A 16,076-nucleotide genomic window follows, 5' to 3' on the forward strand; every position below is an offset into this window, starting at 1 on the left:
CCTCTCCCCCCCCTCTCCCCACCTCTCCCCACCCCTCACTCCCCTCCCCCCCCCCCCCCACGCCAAGGGGGGCCAAAACCCCGCGCCGCCGAAGGCGGCGCCAAAATTACAGCCTGCGGCGGCCGGAGAATGCGCGGCCGAGTGTCAGTTCGTCGGCGAACTCGAGGTCGCCGCCCATAGGGAGGCCGGAGGCGAGACGTGTGACGGTGAGTCCCGGGAAGTCGCGCAGCATTCGCACCAGGTAGGTCGCGGTGGCTTCGCCTTCGGTATTCGGGTCGGTGGCGATGATGACCTCGGTGACGTCCACGCCGTCGTCCTGGTTGCCGATCCGGGTGAGCAGCTCCCGGATCCGTAACTGTTCGGGCCCCACGCCACTGAGTGGGTCCAGCGCACCGCCCAGCACGTGGTAGCGGCCGCGGAATTCGCGGGTGCGTTCGATGGCCGGTACGTCCTTGGGTTCCTCGACCACGCAGATCATGCTGCGGTCGCGGCGGGGGTCTGCGCAGATCCGGCACAGTTCGCCGTCGGCGACGGTGCCGCATTGCACGCAGAACCGCACACCGTCGCGGATCTTCTGCAGTACCGCCTGTAGCCGGTCGATTTCCGGCGGTTCCACCTGCAGCAGGTGGAAGGCGATCCGCTGGGCGCTCTTGGGGCCGACGCCGGGTAGTTTGCCCAGTTCGTCGATGAGATCCTGAACCGGACCTTCGTACACCGCGATACCTCGGTACGGCTCAGAAGCCGGGCAGGCGCGGCGCACCGCCGCCGCCGGCCAGCGGGCCCAGGCGCTCGGCCGCGAGCTGCTGGGCGTTGGCCATCGCCTGGTTGATGGCGCCGATCACCAGATCCTGCAGCGTCTCCACATCCTCGGGATCCACCGCCTTGGGGTCGATGTTCAGCGACAACACTTCACCGGTCGCTTTGATCGTCACCTTGACCAGGCCGTTTCCCGCCTGCCCCTCGACTTCGGCAGCGGCGATCTCGGCCTGCGCCGCCATCATCTGCTCCTGCATCTGCTGGGCCTGCTGGAGCAACTGCTGCATATCGAACTGACCATCGGGCTGCACGGCATTCCTCTCTACGGACGAGTCGTGATTCAGCCTAGTGGGCGCGGCTCCGCATCCGCTCAGGCCATGCGCTGGATCGCACCGGCGCGCCGACCATGCGACGCCGACCATGCGACCCGGCACCGGACGTGGGCGGCCGACCGGCATCATCCGGAGTCCGCACACGGCCGAGGCGTAGGTAGGGCTTGCGATGATTACGCCACGCCGTACGCCTGGATCGGGGATCGGCCGTTCTTGTCGGTGGGCCGGTGAATGATGCGGGCAAACATCCGTTCGAGGACAGGAAGAATCATGGCACCGACGATTGCCGCCACCACCTACGACTGCGCGGACGCCGCCGCACTGGCGGATTTCTACGCGCGTCTGCTGGACCACCCGGTCGACCCGGAAGCCAGCGAATTCGTCGCCACCGTCGGACGCGAATCCGGGCTCACCCCACCGCTGTTCTTCCTGCAGGTGCCCGATAGGACACCGGGCAAGAATGCGGTCCACCTGGATCTCCTGGCCACCGATCTGGCGGCCGAGGTCGAGCGGGCCGTAGCGCTGGGCGCGAAGCATATCGGCGATTTCGACGAGCACGGCTTCCGGTGGGCCACGCTGGCCGATCCGGAGGGCAATCTCTTCGATATCGCCGTCCATTCCTGAGCCGGTTCTCCTGCTTCGACCGCAACCGCGGTCGAAGCAGACTCGTAGCGGTGGGCCGGCGCTGCCCGGCCCGCGGGCCCGGCACGATTCCCGGCGAGGTCCGGCCCGCGAGTGGCGGTCACGGTCCGTCCGTGCGGCCACCCGTGGGCCGGATCGGCTGTATCAGCCGAGTTCGCGATTCAGGTTGGCCAGCACCTCGGCCTGGATCTTGCGCAGACCCAGCGGGGCGAAAATCCCCTCGAAGATGCCGGCGATCCCACCGGCGCCCTGCCAGGTGGTTTCCAGGGTCACTGTCGACCCGGCGCCGGACGGGGTGACCTTCCAGGTGTTGACCAGCGTGGAGTTGGCGTCCTTCTCGGTGACCACGGTATCGGCCACGGAGACCTGGGCGCGGATATTGCGGACTCGTTTCTCGGTGGCCTGCAGGGTCCACTCGGCCACCGTGCCGTCGCCCTGGCCCCCCTCCACCACCTTGTAGTCGCGATAGTGCGCGGAGAGAATCTTCGGCCGCATCTCCGTGTAGTCGGTGATGGCCGCCAGCGTGCGCTGCGGATCCGCCCCCACCTCGATCGAACTGCCGGCCTTGACCTGTCCCACTTGAACACTCCTTATACGGATGGGTTCTGACAGCACCATCCTGCCCTGTGCTCACCGGGCACGCCGCGCCAGCCCGGTAATTACGGACAAATGTCATAAAGCCGACTATTCAACAAACGCGCCCGAAACGGCTACACAATGGATAACACAGCGGCCGATTCCGGCCCACCCGAACCGAACGCGACCGAACTCCCGCGCGCGGGCGCGGCCCCAATGACACAAATATGTGACATTTCAATCTTGATGATCCCCCCGCGCTGGCCGACCAAGACCATGTAGGACTAGCGTCTAGACGTGGCAATGAGTCTGTTGGGGAAGGCCGGCCACGGTCCGGCCGCATATGAATCCGGGTTCGCCGCATATCGGGCAGGTGTCGACCGCCTGCTCGCGAGCTACCATGCGATCCCGGCCGATGCCGATGTCCGATTGGCCAAGAAGACCTCCAATCTGTTCCGCGCGCGGGCGAAGAACACCGCACCGGGGCTGGACGTCTCGGGGCTGACCCGGGTGATCGAGGTGGATCCGCAGGCGAAAACCGCCGAGGTCGCGGGAATGACCACCTACGAGGATCTGGTGGCCGCCACCCTGCCGTACGGGTTGGCCCCGCTGGTGGTGCCGCAGCTCAAGACGATCACCCTGGGCGGCGCGGTTACTGGGCTCGGGATCGAATCCAGTTCCTTCCGTAACGGCCTGCCGCACGAATCGGTGCTGGAGATGGAGGTGCTCACCGGCGCGGGAGAAATCGTCACCATCACCCCGGACGGCCCGGATGCCGAGCTGTTCCGCGGGTTCCCGAACTCCTACGGCACCCTGGGTTACACCACCCGCCTGAAGATCGAACTGGAATCGGTGCCCCCCTATGTGGCGTTGCGGCATCTGCGATTCCACGATCTGCGCGAGCTCGAAGCCGCGCTGGATCGGATCGTGCTGGAGCGCAGCCACGACGGGGAAGCGGTCGATTACCTCGACGGTGTGGTGTTCAGCGCCGGGGAGAGCTACCTGACGCTGGGGCGGCAGACCGATGAACCCGGCCCGGTCAGCGATTACACCGATATGGATATCTACTACCGGTCCATCCAGCACGACGGCCCGGAGCCGAACCGGGACCGTCTCACCATCCACGATTACCTGTGGCGCTGGGATACCGACTGGTTCTGGTGCTCGCGCGCGTTCGGTACACAGAACCCGAACATCCGCCGCTTCTGGCCGAAACAGTACCGCCGCAGCAGTTTCTACTGGAAACTGATCGCCCTCGATCACCGCTACAACATCGGCGACAAACTCGAAGCGCGTAAAGGAAACCCACCGCAGGAGCGTGTGGTGCAGGATATCGAGGTCCCGGTGGAACGCACCGCGGATTTCATGGAATGGTTCCTGCGCGAAATCCCCATCGAACCCATCTGGCTGTGCCCGCTGCGGCTGCGCGATACCGGCGCCGCGACCGGAACTCAGCCGTGGCCGCTGTATCCGCTGAGGACCGGCCGCACGTACGTGAACATAGGCTTCTGGTCGGCGGTGCCGAAATCGCCCGGCCGGATAGATGGTGCGGCAAATCGTGCCATCGAGAAAACCGTCACCGAATTCGACGGACACAAATCCCTGTACTCGGATTCATATTACGAACCCGAGGAGTTTGCCGCCCTGTACGGCGGTGAGAGATACAAAGAATTGAAGAAACGCTACGATCCCGGCCAGCGCCTGCTGGATCTGTATTCGAAGGCGGTGCAACGCAGATGACGACATTCAAGGATAGATCCGATGCTTTTGCGGATCTGGGCACGCGGCTCAGTATCGCCGAAGTCGTCGAGACCTTGGTCGACGGCGATGTTCCCATCAAGCTGACCGCCTACGACGGCAGCACCACCGGCCCGGTGGATTCCGATTTCGCGCTGGAGATCCGCAATCCACGCGGTATCAACTATCTCGCCAACGCGCCGGGTGATCTCGGCCTGGCCCGCGCCTACATCTCCGGGGATATGGACGCCGCGGGAGTCCACCCCGGCGACCCCTACGACATCCTCGCGGCGATGACGGACCTGAAGTTCAAACGTCCGTCGGCGCTTTCGCTGGTGGCGATCGCCCGCTCGCTGGGCTGGGAGCGGTTGCGCCCGGTACCACCGCCGCCGCAGGAGACGGTGCCGCGGTGGCGCCGGATCGCGATGGAGGGTCTGCGGCATTCCAAGGCCCGCGATGCCGAGGTCATCCACCATCACTACGACGTCTCGAACACCTTCTACGAGTACGTGCTGGGTCCCTCCATGACCTACACCTGCGCGTGTTACGGCGAACGGGATTGGACGCTGGAGCAGGCCCAGGAGAACAAGTACCGGCTGGTCTTCGAGAAGCTCCGGCTGAAGGAGGGCGACCGGCTGCTCGATATCGGCTGCGGCTGGGGTGGCATGGTGCGCTACGCCGCCAAGCGCGGAGTCCGCGTCATCGGCGCGACCCTCTCGGCCGAACAGGCCGCGTGGGCGCAGAAGAAGATCGCCAAAGAAGGACTGAGCGATCTCGCCGAGGTGCGGTATTCGGATTACCGCGATGTGCCCGAGGGCCAGTTCGACGCGCTGTCCTCGATCGGGCTCACCGAACATATCGGGGTCCACAACTACCCGTCCTATTTCCGGTTCATCCAGAGCAAACTGCGCGACGGCGGCTTGTTCCTGAACCACTGCATCACCCGGCCGGACAACACCCGCACCACGAAGGCCGGAGATTTCATCGACCGCTATGTCTTCCCCGACGGGGAGCTCATCGGCTCGGGTCGCATCATCAGCGATATCCAGAATGTCGGACTCGAGGTTCTGCACGAGGAGAACCTGCGCGAACACTACGCGCTGACCCTCACGGAATGGTGCAAGAACCTGGTGGCCAACTGGGATGCCTGTGTCGCCGAAGCCGGCGAGGGCACCGCGAAGGTGTGGGGCCTGTACATGGCGGGCAGCCGGTTGGGTTTCGAGCGCAATGTGGTGCAGCTGCACCAGGTGCTCGGGGTCAAACTGGGCAGCTCCGGTAAACCGGAGGTACCGCTGCGGCCCTGGTGGCAGCCCTAGGGGTTGATCAACCGAGAGGTGGCGGGCCTGGCCGGCCCACCACCTCTTCCAGCGGCAGCGTCGGTCGATCGGCCCTGAGCGCAGCCGTCAGGTACGGATTGCCAATCCGTCGACGAGGGTGCTCACGAGCCGGTCCACCCACTCGTCGTCGACGGCGGCGGCGCCCCGGAGCACCACCGCCGCCAGCGTCGTCCCGAAAACTGTTTCCACGCAGAGCGAGATGTCGAGATCGGGACGCGCCTCGCCACGCTCGATCGGTCCGGCGAACTGGTCGGCGAGATCGCCCCAGACACCGGCGCGCAGACGTGTCGAGAGTTCCTTTTCCAGGACTGGGTCGACCATCAGTTCGCTGATCAGCCCAGGTGTGGCACGACGCCCCGCCGGGGATCCGACCACGGCGACGCATCTGTTCACCATGGTGCGGAGCACGCCCGCCAAGCTGTCGTCTCCGACTGGACCGGCAGCGACGTCGATCGGGAAGACGGCCTCGTGCACGAGGTGCGCTTTGGACTTCCAGCGCCGGCGGATCGCGGGGACCGATGTTCCCGCCCGCTCGGCGATGGCCCGGAAAGTGAGGTCGGCGTATCCGGCCTCGGCCACCAGCTCTCGCGTCGCGGCCAGTACGGCACCGTCGATCTGTGTGTTTCGGGGCCGGCCGGTGGCAGCCGGAGCAGCATCGGACACTGGGTCACCTCCATCAGGGCGGTGGTCTGTCGCCGCCGAGGGCCATTATTTCCACCGAACGCCTGGCGAGCACCGAACAGCCACGCCGGCGCACCATGCTCGAACGGATGCGCGTGCACGCCGCCGCCGAACGCGACGGCGACCTGGATACGCTCGCCGGCACCCTCGGCGCTGCCACCAACTACCACTTCTGGGGGCTCAGCGGAGATATCGGTCCCAAGACCCGCGAGGGAGTCACCGACTACTACCGCAACCTGGTCGAGAGCAACGGTCATGTGCTCGAGTTCTACTGCGAGCGGATGGTCGTCGACGACCAGTGCATTGTCATCGAAGGCCGGCTCACCATGATCCAGCCGGGTGCACTGTTGGCCCGGCACCCCCTCGCCGGCGGTATGGCCGAGGCCGGCAAGAACTATCTGGTCCGCATGCGGAACGTGATCTTCTGGTCGTTCGACGAGGATCTGATGATCATCGGCGAGGACTCCTACACCGGCGGCCCCGTCGAGATACGAGCACTCGAAGATCATGAGCTGCCCGCAGATTTCGCCGCCCTGCTGACGTCCTGACCTACCGGCGGCGCCGAGGTATGGCGCCCTGTTGGTGAGTGCGTCGCGGGATCAGCTGAGCAGCTCGTCCAGGAAACGGATCGGGACACGGTTCTCACCGAGCGTGCGAACCGTATCCGTCCCGTCCGGGGTGGACACCGGTAGATCGTCGCGCAGGACCCGCAGGATCTCGAGGACCGCCGGTCCCGCATCGAGGAGGGGCCTGGTCCAGCCGAGTTCCGCGCAGGTGGCGACCACCGGCGCCAGCAGCGCGGCGGCCTCGCCGACCCAGCCGGCCGCGGCCAGCGATTCGGCGAGCAGCAGCGAGAGGTCCAGCTCGGCGCGCGGCCGGCCCTGTTCCCGCGTGCGGCTTTGGAGGGCTCGCGCATGCCGGGCCGCGCGTTCGTGTTCCTGCCGGGTACCGCCGGCCAGCAGTGCCCGGATGGTGGCGATTTCGCCGGCCTCCATATCCAGGACCGACGGGACCGCCGGGTGCTCGGGTTCGCGGCGGGGTTCGGCGAAGTCGCCGGCGACAGCCGCAGTGCTTTCGGGGGCACGATCGGGCGCGATCACGCCCAGCCGGAACTGTTCGGCCTGGATCTGCGTGGCCAGCCGGGTCAGCTGATGGTCCGCGGCGATCCGCGCACCCTCCCCCAGCCGCACCGCGGCCGCCGGTAGATCACCGAGTAGTGCCTTCACCCGGGCGCCGGTCACGATGGTGGCGATCAGGGATTCGATCGGCCCGACCCGCGCGACCAGTTGGTAGGACTCGTCGAACAATTCCTCGGCGGCGGCCAGATCACCGCGCCGGTATTCGAGTTCGCCCAGCAGCCCGGCGGCGGTCCGGACCCCGTGCGAGCGCGGACCCGACCTCATCTGAGCCGTTTTGTACGCCTGCCGGTAGGCACTCAACGCCACCGCGATATCCAGCTGCTCGTAGGCGATGATTCCGCGGCCGCACCAGGCGAAGATCTCACCGAGCGGCTCCCGGGAACGTTCCTGATACGGTCGCGCCCATTCCAGCATTTCGCTCGCCGCCCGATAGTCGAATTCGCAAATTCGCACGTAGGCGTGGATATTGGCCGCTGTGGCGACGGTCCAGGCGGGCAGTTCGCCGGGGTGGCGCAGCGATTCGGCGACCTGTTCGAGTACACCCGCGGAGCGGTCGTGCGAGATCTCGTCGGCCGCGGCCAGTACATCGGCCTGACAGCGCTGTTTGCGCACCTCCCCGTCGCCCTCCGGACTGCGGGACAGCACATTCGACAGCCGATTCAGCGCCGAACGGGCCGCAGTGGACTGTTGGAGGTTCACATTCGCCCGCGCGACCGCCATCAGCAGCTTCGAACGCGAGGCCACCTGCTGGACGGGGAGTTTGGACACCGAACCGAGCAGTGTCGCGACCCGCGAACCGTCGACCAGATCCATCCCGCCGTTCTCGAGTAGGTCCAGCGCCGTCTTGAAATCGGTCCCGGCCAGCGAATGGTCCACCGCGCGGCGCAGCAGCTGGTGTTCGGCATACCACCGCGCGGCCCGGCGGTGCAGAGTTTTCACCCGGCCCGGATCCGTCCGGTCCAGGCGGGCCCGCAGATATTCGGCGAACAACGGCTGCATCTGGAACCATTCCGGTTCGTCATCGGCGCGCCGCAGGAACAACTCGCGCCGTTCGGCCTGCTCCAGCAGCCGCGGCGCCTCGGAATTACCGGTGAGCGCGATGGCCAGCGAACCGTTCGCCTGCTCGGCCACCGCGATCACGGCGAGGAAGTCGAGCATCTCGGGTTCGAGGGCGTCCAGCACGTTCTCGGCCAGATATTCACGGATACCGTGCCCGCCCTCGGACAGGCGTTCCACCAGGACAGCCGCATCTGGGTCGTCGCGCAGCGCGAGGCTGATCAGCTGGATCGCGGCGGGCCAGCCGTCGGTGGCGGTGTACAGCCGGTCCAGCTGTTCGTCGTCGAGAGCGAAACCGTTGCGGCGTACCAGGATCTCCCCGACCTCGGCGCGGGTGAGCCGCAGCTGCGCGGAATCGACCTGCACCAGTTCGTCGTTCATTCGCATCCGGCCGATGGGCAGTTCCGAGGGATCGCGGCTGGTCACCACGAGCCGCAGATGGTGGCAGCCGCTGTCCAGCAAGCCCGACAGCACCCGTTTCGCACCGGGATCGGAAAGCCGATGCCAATCGTCGATGATCACCACGACCGGTTCTCCGCTGGTGTGTAGTTCGGTGATCAGGCTGGATACCGCGATGGTGACCGAATCCGCGGGCCGCTCCTCGAGCATCTGGCCCAAACCTGCCCCGATATCGGGCCGCACCCGATGAATGGCCTCGATGAGGTGGGCGAGGAACCAGACCTCGTGGTCGTCGCCGCTGTCGATCCCGATCCAGGCGACCGGTAGTCCGAGCCCCTCCAGTTCGTCGCGCCACTGCGCCGCCAGCACGCTCTTACCGAAACCGGCGGGGGCGTGGATCACGGTGAGCCGGCGTTCCACACCGGTGCGCAGGACATCCAGCAGCCGTGGCCGGCGCACCGGCTCCCGGGGTGGCGTCGGTGGCCGGAACTTCGTGGCCGGGCTCGGCGGCAGGGTGGCCGGTGACCGCCGTCGTGCGTCCGCCGCAGCATCGCGCCGGGCGGAAGTGCTGCCGCGCGGACCGGTCTCGCCGCTGGTCCGCCCAGGACGTGCGCCGGTGCCGCTCATCCAGCCGGCCGCCGTCGGCGGCAGCAGCGGCCAGCTGCGGCGGGCGGTCACCGCGGGCGGCTGCCGGTCGTGTGCCGGTGGCCCGGTTTCCACCGCGGTGATCTCCGGGTCCAGTAACGCCATATCGTCCGGGACCTGCCCGTGCGCTATCTGTACCTCCCGCAACGTCTCACCGAACTCGTAGGCGGAGGCCGGGCGGTCCTGCGGGTCCTGCGCCATCGCCGCCTCGATCGCGGCGGCCACATCGGCCGGTATGTCCTGTTCACGGAGGTCCGGCACCGGCTGCGTGGTGATCCGCAGGAATTGCGCGACCACCCGCTCGCCGGCCTGCCGTTCGAATGCCGCATGCCCGGTGAGCAGAGCGAACAATGTCGCGCCCAGGCCGTACACATCGGATTGGACGGTGGGTTCCTCGCCCTTGAGTACCTCGGGCGCGGTGAACGCCGGGGACCCGGTGATCTGACTGTCCGAAGTGCGGAAACCGCCGGGCATCCGGGCGATCCCGAAATCGGTGAGCTGGGGTTCGCCGTACGAGCTGAGCAGCACATTGGCCGGTTTCACATCGCGGTGCAGGATCCGGGTCCGGTGTGCGCTCTCGATCGCCCCGGCGAGTTTCACTCCGGCACGGAGGGTATCGGCCCAGCTCAACGGGCCCAGATCATGGACGAGACGTTCCAGCGATCCGTGCGTGGCGAACGGCATCACGATGAACGGCAGGCCGGCGGCCGTCACATCCACCTGCAGGATGTCGACGATATTCGGATGCCCGGACAGCCGGCCCATGGCGTGCTCCTCACGCAGGAACCGTTCCCGGCTCTCCGGGTCCAGATCCGACGACAGCACCTTCACCGCGACCACTCGGTCCAGTGCCCGCTGAACACACCGGTATACGACGCCGAAGCCGCCGCGGCCGATCTCCTGCGCCTCGGTCAGCCCCATGGCGGCCAGGTCTTCGACGATGCGCTCCGGTTCGGCGCCCGCGGCCTCCGGGCCCGGTCCCGGAACTGCCATGGTGGCTTCGGGACCGCCGCTGTCGGGCTCGGCGCCGCTGGGCTCGTCGGGGCCGGACTCGGCACTGCCGGGAGCGGCGTCATCGGATTCCCGGGGCCCCTCGGCGCCGGGATGCGCCGCCCGTTCCGCGGCCCCCGGGCCGGACCTACCGCTTTCCACCCCAGCGCTTTCCGGTTCGGCGGCGGAAGTGACGTAGGAGTCCTCCGATTCGCGGCCCGGTGGGCCCGAACGCGTTCGTGGAATCATCTCACCACCTCGCACTCGTCACGAACCGGCTGCGGTGGGTACGCCGCCGCGGCGCCGTTCCGGTATCCACTTCCAACGTAGCGCGCGCAATACCCGGATGCGCGGCTTTCCTCCTTGCTCGCGTGTTGACTTCGCATCAAGGGCGTTCCCGCCCCGCGCGACCGTCGAATACACAGGTCGGCGATGGTCTGTATGCAGTTCTGAGCGAACCCTCGCCGTCGCGCTGTAAGCATCGGCGGCACATCTATCGGGCGGCCGCCGGACAAGCCGGCTGATAAAGGTATATCCCCGGCATCCGACAACAAACCGGCATCGCCGCCCCCTGCGCCTTCGGTTCCAGTAGATTTATCGGTCCCGCCCGCCCATCCGTTGCCGTTTTCCTGGCGAGCCCGCGAAGTTTCCGTCCGGCTCCCCCACCGAACGCTGCAACAACACGCCGAGGGCAACGGGACCCCTGGGCGTGTCGCCCACAGACGGCCGTGTACCCCGACGACGGGCCGACTTCGATCCCAGCGTGCCCAGCGGCGGTGCCGAGTCTTACGAGGCCCTGAGAGGTTTTGGCCCGTCCCTGCTGTCAGCGCTCGATGCGATGCGGCGCAGCCACGAGCATCGAGTGCTGACAGCAGGGACCAAGGGGGGCCAAAACCCGCGGCGCCGCAGGCGCCGCCAAAAAGCACAGCCCGCCCCACAGTCGAGTGGGGCGGGCTGTGCCGGCCGAACGGTCCGGACTATTCGTCCGGAACGGGACTACTTACGCAGCGAGGCCGGGACCTCGAAGCGCTTGCCGTACTTCTTCGCCAGTTCGTCGGCCCGGGCCACGAAGCCGGCCTGGCCGCCGGGGTAGCCGACGATGAACTGGTGCACGCCACCGGTCCAGGCCGGGTACCCGATACCGAAGATCGAGCCGATATTCGCATCCGCGGTGGACTCGAGCACGCCTTCGTCGAAGCACTTCTGGGTTTCGATGGCCTCGATGAACAGCATGCGGTCGATCAGGTCCTGCAGCGGCACCCCGAAACCGGTGGTGGTCTTGAAATGCTCGCGCAGCTGCGGCCAGATGTTGAGACGCTTGCCGTTTTCGTCGTACTCGTAGAAACCGGCCTTCTCCAGACGACCCGGGCGACCCTGCTCGACCATGTAATCGACCACGTCGATGGCCGGGTGCCGTTCTTTGCCCATGGCGGCGTCGCCGGCCTTGGCGGCCTCCTCGGTCTCCCGGGCGATCTTCTGCATGAGCTTCATGTTCAGCTCATCGGTCAGCTGCAGCGGCGGCGCCGGGTAGCCCGCCTGCGAACCGGCCTGCTCGATGGTGGCGGGCTCGATGCCCTCACCCAGCATGGCGATCGCCTCGTTGACGAAGGTGCCGATCACGCGGGAGGTGAAGAAGCCACGGCTGTCGTTGACGACGATCGGGGTCTTCTTGATGGCGAGGGTGTAGTCGAACACCCGGGCCAAGGCCTCGTCGGAGGTCTTCTCACCCTTGATGATCTCGACCAGCGGCATCTTGTCGACCGGCGAGAAGAAGTGGATACCGATGAAGTCCTGCTCGCGCTTGACACCCTCGGCCAGGCCGGTGATCGGCAGCGTGGAGGTGTTGGAGCCCAGCAGCGCGTCCGGGGTGACGATATCCTCGATCTCCTGGAACACCTTGTGCTTGAGCTCGGTGCTCTCGAAGACCGCCTCGATCACGAAGTCGACGCCCTCGAAATCGGCGGCATCGGCGCTCGGCTTGATCCGGTCGAGCAGCGTCTTGGACTTCTCCTCGGTGGTCTTGCCCCGGGACAGCGCCTTGGCCTCGATCTTCTCCGAGTAGCCCTTACCGCGTTCGGCCGCCTCGATGGTGACGTCCTTCAGCACGACCTCGTAGCCGGCCTTGGCGGAGACGTAGGCGATACCGGCGCCCATCATGCCCGCGCCGAGCACGCCGACCTTCTTGATCTCCCGCTTGGGCACGTCGTTCGGCCGCGAACCACCGTTGTTGATGGTCTGCAGGTCGAAGAAGAACGCCTGGATCATGTTCTTCGCGACCGGCCCGGTGAGCAGGTGCACGAAGTAGCGGGACTCGATCAGCGAGGCATCCTCGATGCCGACCTGCGAGCCCTCGACCGCCGCGGCCATGATGGCGCGCGGGGCAGGCATATTCGCGCCCTTGAGCTGCTTACGCAGGTTGGCCGGGAAGGCCGGGAGCTGAGCGGCGAACGCCGGGCTGGCGGGGGTGCCGCCCGGGATCTTGAAGCCCTTCTTGTCCCACGGCTGCACGCCGCCCTCGGGGTTGGCCTTGATCCACGCCTTGGCGGCGGGCACCAGTTCGTCGATCGAGCCGACCAGCTCGTCGACCAGGCCGATCTCCTTGGCCTTGGCAGGCTTGTTGCGCTGGCCCTGCAGCAGCACCTGCATCAGCGCGTTCTGCAGGCCGAGCATGCGCACGGTGCGGATGATGCCGCCACCGGCGGGCAGCAGGCCGAGGGTGGCCTCGGGCAGGCCGATCTGGCAGCCGGGGACGTCCGCCGCGATCCGGTGATGGGTCGCCAGCGCGATTTCCAGGCCACCGCCCAGCGCGGCGCCGTTGATGGCGGCCACGACGGGCTTGCCGAGGGTCTCCAGCCGGCGCAGCGCCGACTTGATCTCGCCCAGCTCTTCCATCAGCTCCGGACCGTTGTCCGGGCCGACCTGCATCATGTTCTTCAGATCGCCGCCGGCGAAGAACGTCTTCTTCGCGGAGGTCAGCACGACACCGGTGATGTCGTCCTTCTCGGCCTCCAGCCGGTCGATCGTCGCGGTCATCGACTTCTTGTAGAGGTCGTTCATCGTGTTGGCGCCCTGATTCGGGTCGTCCATCGTCAGTACGACGATGCCGTCCGAATCCTTCTCCCAACCGATCATGTTGGCTTCGCTCACGGTTTTTCTATCTCCTCGGGAAGTTATCGGTTGGGTCGCGTCAGACGCGCTCGATGATGGTGGCCACACCCATGCCGCCGCCGATGCACAGCGTGACGAGGGCACGACGGGCGCCGCGGCGCTCCAGTTCGTCGACCATGGTGCCGGTGATCATGGCACCGGTGGCGCCCAGCGGATGGCCCATGGCGATCGCGCCGCCGTTGACGTTCAGCTTCTCGTCCGGGATCTGCAGATCCTTCTGGAACTTCAGCACGACCGAGGCGAAGGCCTCGTTGATCTCGAACAGGTCGATATCGTCCATCGTCAGACCCGCCTTGGCCAGCACCTTCTTCGCGGCCGGGGTGGGCCCGGTGAGCATGATGGTGCTGTCGGCACCGCTGGTGGCGGTCGCGACGACGCGGGCTCGGGGGGTCAGGCCCGAGGCCTTACCGGCCTCTTCGCTGCCGATGAGCACCAGTGCGGCACCGTCGACGATGCCGGAGCTGTTGCCGCCGTGGTGGACGTGGTTGATCTTCTCGACGAAGTGGTACTTCTGCAGCGCCACCGCGTCGAAGCCGCCCATCTCACCGATACCGGCGAACGAGGGGTTCAGTTTGGCCAGATCCTCCACGGTGGTGCCGGGACGCATATGCTCGTCGCGGTCCAGCACGGTCAGGCCGTTGAGGTCCTTGACCGGGACGATGGATTTGGCGAAGTAGCCGCCGGTGGTCGCCTTGGCGGCCAGGTCCTGCGAGCGCACCGCGTAGGCGTCGACATCATCGCGGGAGAAGCCCTCGATGCTGGCGATCAGGTCGGCGCTGATGCCCTGCGGTACGACGTAGGTGTCGTAGTTGGTGGCCGGGTCGAGCATCCAGGCGCCGCCGTCGGAGCCCATGGGGACGCGCGACATGGATTCGACGCCACCGGCGATCACCAGATCGTCGAAGCCGGAACGGACCTTCTGGGCACCCAGGTTCACGGCTTCCAGGCCCGAAGCGCAGAAGCGGTTGAGCTGGAAACCACCAACGGTTTCGGGCAGACCGGCGGTGAGCACGGTGGTGCGGGCGATATCGGAGCCCTGGTCACCGACCGGCGAGACGACACCGAGGATCAGATCCGAGATACGGTCCTCGTCCAGGTTCGGGAAGCGGTTGCGCAGCTCCTGCACCAGGCCGGTGGTCAGATCGATCGGCTTGACCGAGTGCAGCGACCCCTTCTTGTTGCGGCCGCGCGGGGTGCGGATGGCCTCGTAGATGTAGGCCTCTGTGGTCATATCGGAGTGTTTCCTTCCTAGGAATACGCCCGCCCGCACCTGGCGGAGCAGACGCGAGTTACCTCGCCGACCGGCCGTTCGACCGACCGTCCGTATTCAGTTGGCATAGCTCCGGCGGGCCGGAGAACCCACGCGGGCATACGCTGTACAAACCACGGCACGAACCAGCGGACGGGTTTCCGGCGGCCCGCTCGTCAGGGCCCACCATAGAACCTCGTCTCGCGGAAGTCCGCAGCCACCCGCCCATAGTACCGCCGGATGCGAACTCCGGTTAACTTAACGTGGTCGAACCGGTGCTTGTCAACCATTCAACGGGGTGGCGCCCAGCTCACTCGCCAGCAATTCCAGAGCGACCTCGTCCGGATCGCGCCGCTGCCCCGGATCGACCGGCCGCGCGGCGTCGGCAAGCATCTCCTGCTCCTCCTCCGGAGTGGACGCCGGAACGGCACCGGATCCGTAGCCGTAATCGTCGGAACCCGGGTCGTCCGGGAGGTCCGGATAATCCGGCGGCGGTATGTCGTCGTAGGGATTCCCGGCACCGCCCGCGCCGGAATCACCGGGCTCCGCCGCACCGGGATCTCCGGCGGCCGAACCGGCGGCGCGGGCCTGACTCGGCCGGGAAAACCGGGGAGGCGCGGCCCGCCGCCCGGACGCACCCGGCACCCGGTTCGGCCCGGCCTCCCCGTTACCGGCTCCGGCCGGCGCCGTTCCCCCCGCACCGGCGGCCTCCGCATCGCGGCCGGCAGCGGACTCCCCGCGGCCGGTATCGCTGTCACCGGCACCGGGCCGGCCGTTCCACGTCCGGCGTGGGCCGGCTCGACGGCCCCCTTCAGAATCTCCGGAATCGGTGTCGCCGGACCGCCGACCGCCCCGTTCCCGGCCCCCGGGGCCCCGCGAGACCTGCTGCCCGGCCACCACCCATCGCACCGGATGTTCGTGCCCGAGCACCGCCGCGACCGCCGACCGCACGGCCCCCATCGGCTGGGGCTGGGACAACCGCTGCACCAGCGCCGCATGGTGGGCGAGGACGATCTCGCCCTGCTCGACCCCGGCAACCGTCGCACCCGAGGTGAGCATCGCGCCGATGGTCGGCCCGAAGTCCCGGACCTTCACCTTGATATCGGCCCAGGCAGCCTCCACGGCCACCAGCAGCTCGGCGTCGGCATCCGCGCCGAGTTGCCCGGCGGGTGCGGTCGAGCCGCCATCGGGCCGGGGGGCGCCATCGTGATCCCCAGCGGGGGCGTCCGCGCCCGTCGCCGCAAGTTTCCGATCACCCGCGCCGCCACTCTCGGCTACGTCGGCACTGGCACTGTCCCGGCTGCCGGGCGCTACCTGAGCCCCCGCACGACCTTGCTCCCCGGCCCGCACCGCCGGACGATCCCGCTCA

General features: G+C 67.3%; 11 protein-coding genes. 4 read left to right on the forward strand and 7 right to left on the reverse strand.

Annotation, left to right across the window (positions count from 1 at the left end; genetic code table 11):
* Window positions 1-106: 106 nt before the first annotated feature.
* Both recR and ACFWPH_RS12475 read right to left on the reverse strand, forming a co-directional pair.
* Window positions 107-715, reverse strand: coding sequence for a recombination mediator RecR (recR, locus tag ACFWPH_RS12470; RefSeq protein ID WP_033243904.1), 609 nt, complete (start codon window positions 713-715; stop codon window positions 107-109).
* A 19-nt stretch (window positions 716-734) separates the two neighbouring features.
* Window positions 735-1,067, reverse strand: coding sequence for a YbaB/EbfC family nucleoid-associated protein (locus tag ACFWPH_RS12475; protein WP_378750276.1), 333 nt, complete (start codon window positions 1,065-1,067; stop codon window positions 735-737).
* Window positions 1,068-1,358: 291 nt separating this feature from the next.
* On the opposite strand from ACFWPH_RS12475, the gene ACFWPH_RS12480 reads away from it, so the two are divergent.
* A complete protein-coding gene (locus ACFWPH_RS12480) occupies window positions 1,359-1,712 on the forward strand; it encodes a VOC family protein (RefSeq protein ID WP_378750278.1) in 354 nt (117 codons plus the stop codon).
* A 162-nt stretch (window positions 1,713-1,874) separates the two neighbouring features.
* On the opposite strand, the gene ACFWPH_RS12485 is transcribed toward ACFWPH_RS12480, so the two are convergent.
* Complete coding sequence (locus tag ACFWPH_RS12485; protein ID WP_068046139.1) at window positions 1,875-2,309, reverse strand: SRPBCC family protein; 435 nt, start codon at window positions 2,307-2,309, stop codon at window positions 1,875-1,877.
* Between the two features lie 300 nt (window positions 2,310-2,609).
* Here ACFWPH_RS12485 and ACFWPH_RS12490 point away from each other — a divergent pair, with 300 nt between their 5' ends.
* Together ACFWPH_RS12490 and ACFWPH_RS12495 are read left to right on the forward strand one after the other, a co-directional pair.
* Window positions 2,610-4,046 carry an FAD-binding oxidoreductase gene (locus ACFWPH_RS12490; RefSeq protein WP_378750721.1) on the forward strand — a complete coding sequence of 479 codons (1,437 nt, stop codon included), beginning with the start codon at window positions 2,610-2,612 and terminating at the stop codon, window positions 4,044-4,046.
* On the forward strand, window positions 4,043-5,359 hold the full coding sequence (locus ACFWPH_RS12495; RefSeq protein ID WP_378750280.1) for a class I SAM-dependent methyltransferase: 1,317 nt from the start codon (window positions 4,043-4,045) through the stop codon (window positions 5,357-5,359). Before ACFWPH_RS12490 ends, ACFWPH_RS12495 begins: the two co-directional genes overlap by 4 nt.
* A gap of 87 nt (window positions 5,360-5,446) precedes the next feature.
* Here ACFWPH_RS12495 and ACFWPH_RS12500 read toward each other — a convergent pair whose 3' ends face one another.
* Window positions 5,447-6,043, reverse strand: a complete 597-nt coding sequence (locus ACFWPH_RS12500) for a TetR/AcrR family transcriptional regulator (protein ID WP_378750282.1) — start codon at window positions 6,041-6,043, stop codon at window positions 5,447-5,449.
* Window positions 6,044-6,150: 107 nt separating this feature from the next.
* Here ACFWPH_RS12500 and ACFWPH_RS12505 point away from each other — a divergent pair, with 107 nt between their 5' ends.
* Window positions 6,151-6,609 (forward strand): hypothetical protein, encoded by a 459-nt coding sequence (locus tag ACFWPH_RS12505; RefSeq protein ID WP_378750284.1) that lies wholly within the window; start codon window positions 6,151-6,153, stop codon window positions 6,607-6,609.
* 51 nt (window positions 6,610-6,660) lie between these two features.
* Here the strand turns inward: ACFWPH_RS12505 and ACFWPH_RS12510 are convergent, their stop codons facing one another.
* The 3 genes from ACFWPH_RS12510 to ACFWPH_RS12520 form a co-directional block, all read right to left on the reverse strand.
* Window positions 6,661-10,539, reverse strand: a complete 3,879-nt coding sequence (locus ACFWPH_RS12510; protein ID WP_378750286.1) for a protein kinase — start codon at window positions 10,537-10,539, stop codon at window positions 6,661-6,663.
* 747 nt (window positions 10,540-11,286) lie between these two features.
* Entirely contained in the window at window positions 11,287-13,437 is a 2,151-nt protein-coding gene (locus ACFWPH_RS12515) for a 3-hydroxyacyl-CoA dehydrogenase NAD-binding domain-containing protein (protein WP_378750288.1), read from the reverse strand.
* A gap of 40 nt (window positions 13,438-13,477) precedes the next feature.
* On the reverse strand, window positions 13,478-14,689 hold the full coding sequence (locus tag ACFWPH_RS12520; RefSeq protein WP_378750290.1) for an acetyl-CoA C-acetyltransferase: 1,212 nt from the start codon (window positions 14,687-14,689) through the stop codon (window positions 13,478-13,480).
* Window positions 14,690-16,076: the final 1,387 nt, after the last annotated feature.

Origin of the sequence: Nocardia sp. NPDC058499, assembly GCF_042719915.1 — a bacterium.
Lineage (GTDB): Bacteria > Actinomycetota > Actinomycetes > Mycobacteriales > Mycobacteriaceae > Nocardia.

Excerpts from the sequence above, each read along its gene's own strand:
- ACFWPH_RS12480 (WP_378750278.1), top strand. The coding sequence starts at position 1,359 with ATGGCACCGACGATTGCCGCCACCACCTACGACTGCGCGGACGCCGCC.
- ACFWPH_RS12490 (WP_378750721.1), top strand. The coding sequence starts at position 2,610 with ATGAGTCTGTTGGGGAAGGCCGGCCACGGTCCGGCCGCATATGAATCC.
- ACFWPH_RS12495 (WP_378750280.1), top strand. The coding sequence starts at position 4,043 with ATGACGACATTCAAGGATAGATCCGATGCTTTTGCGGATCTGGGCACG.
- ACFWPH_RS12505 (WP_378750284.1), top strand. The coding sequence starts at position 6,151 with ATGCGCGTGCACGCCGCCGCCGAACGCGACGGCGACCTGGATACGCTC.
- ACFWPH_RS12510 (WP_378750286.1), bottom strand. The coding sequence starts at position 10,539 with ATGATTCCACGAACGCGTTCGGGCCCACCGGGCCGCGAATCGGAGGAC.
- ACFWPH_RS12520 (WP_378750290.1), bottom strand. The coding sequence starts at position 14,689 with ATGACCACAGAGGCCTACATCTACGAGGCCATCCGCACCCCGCGCGGC.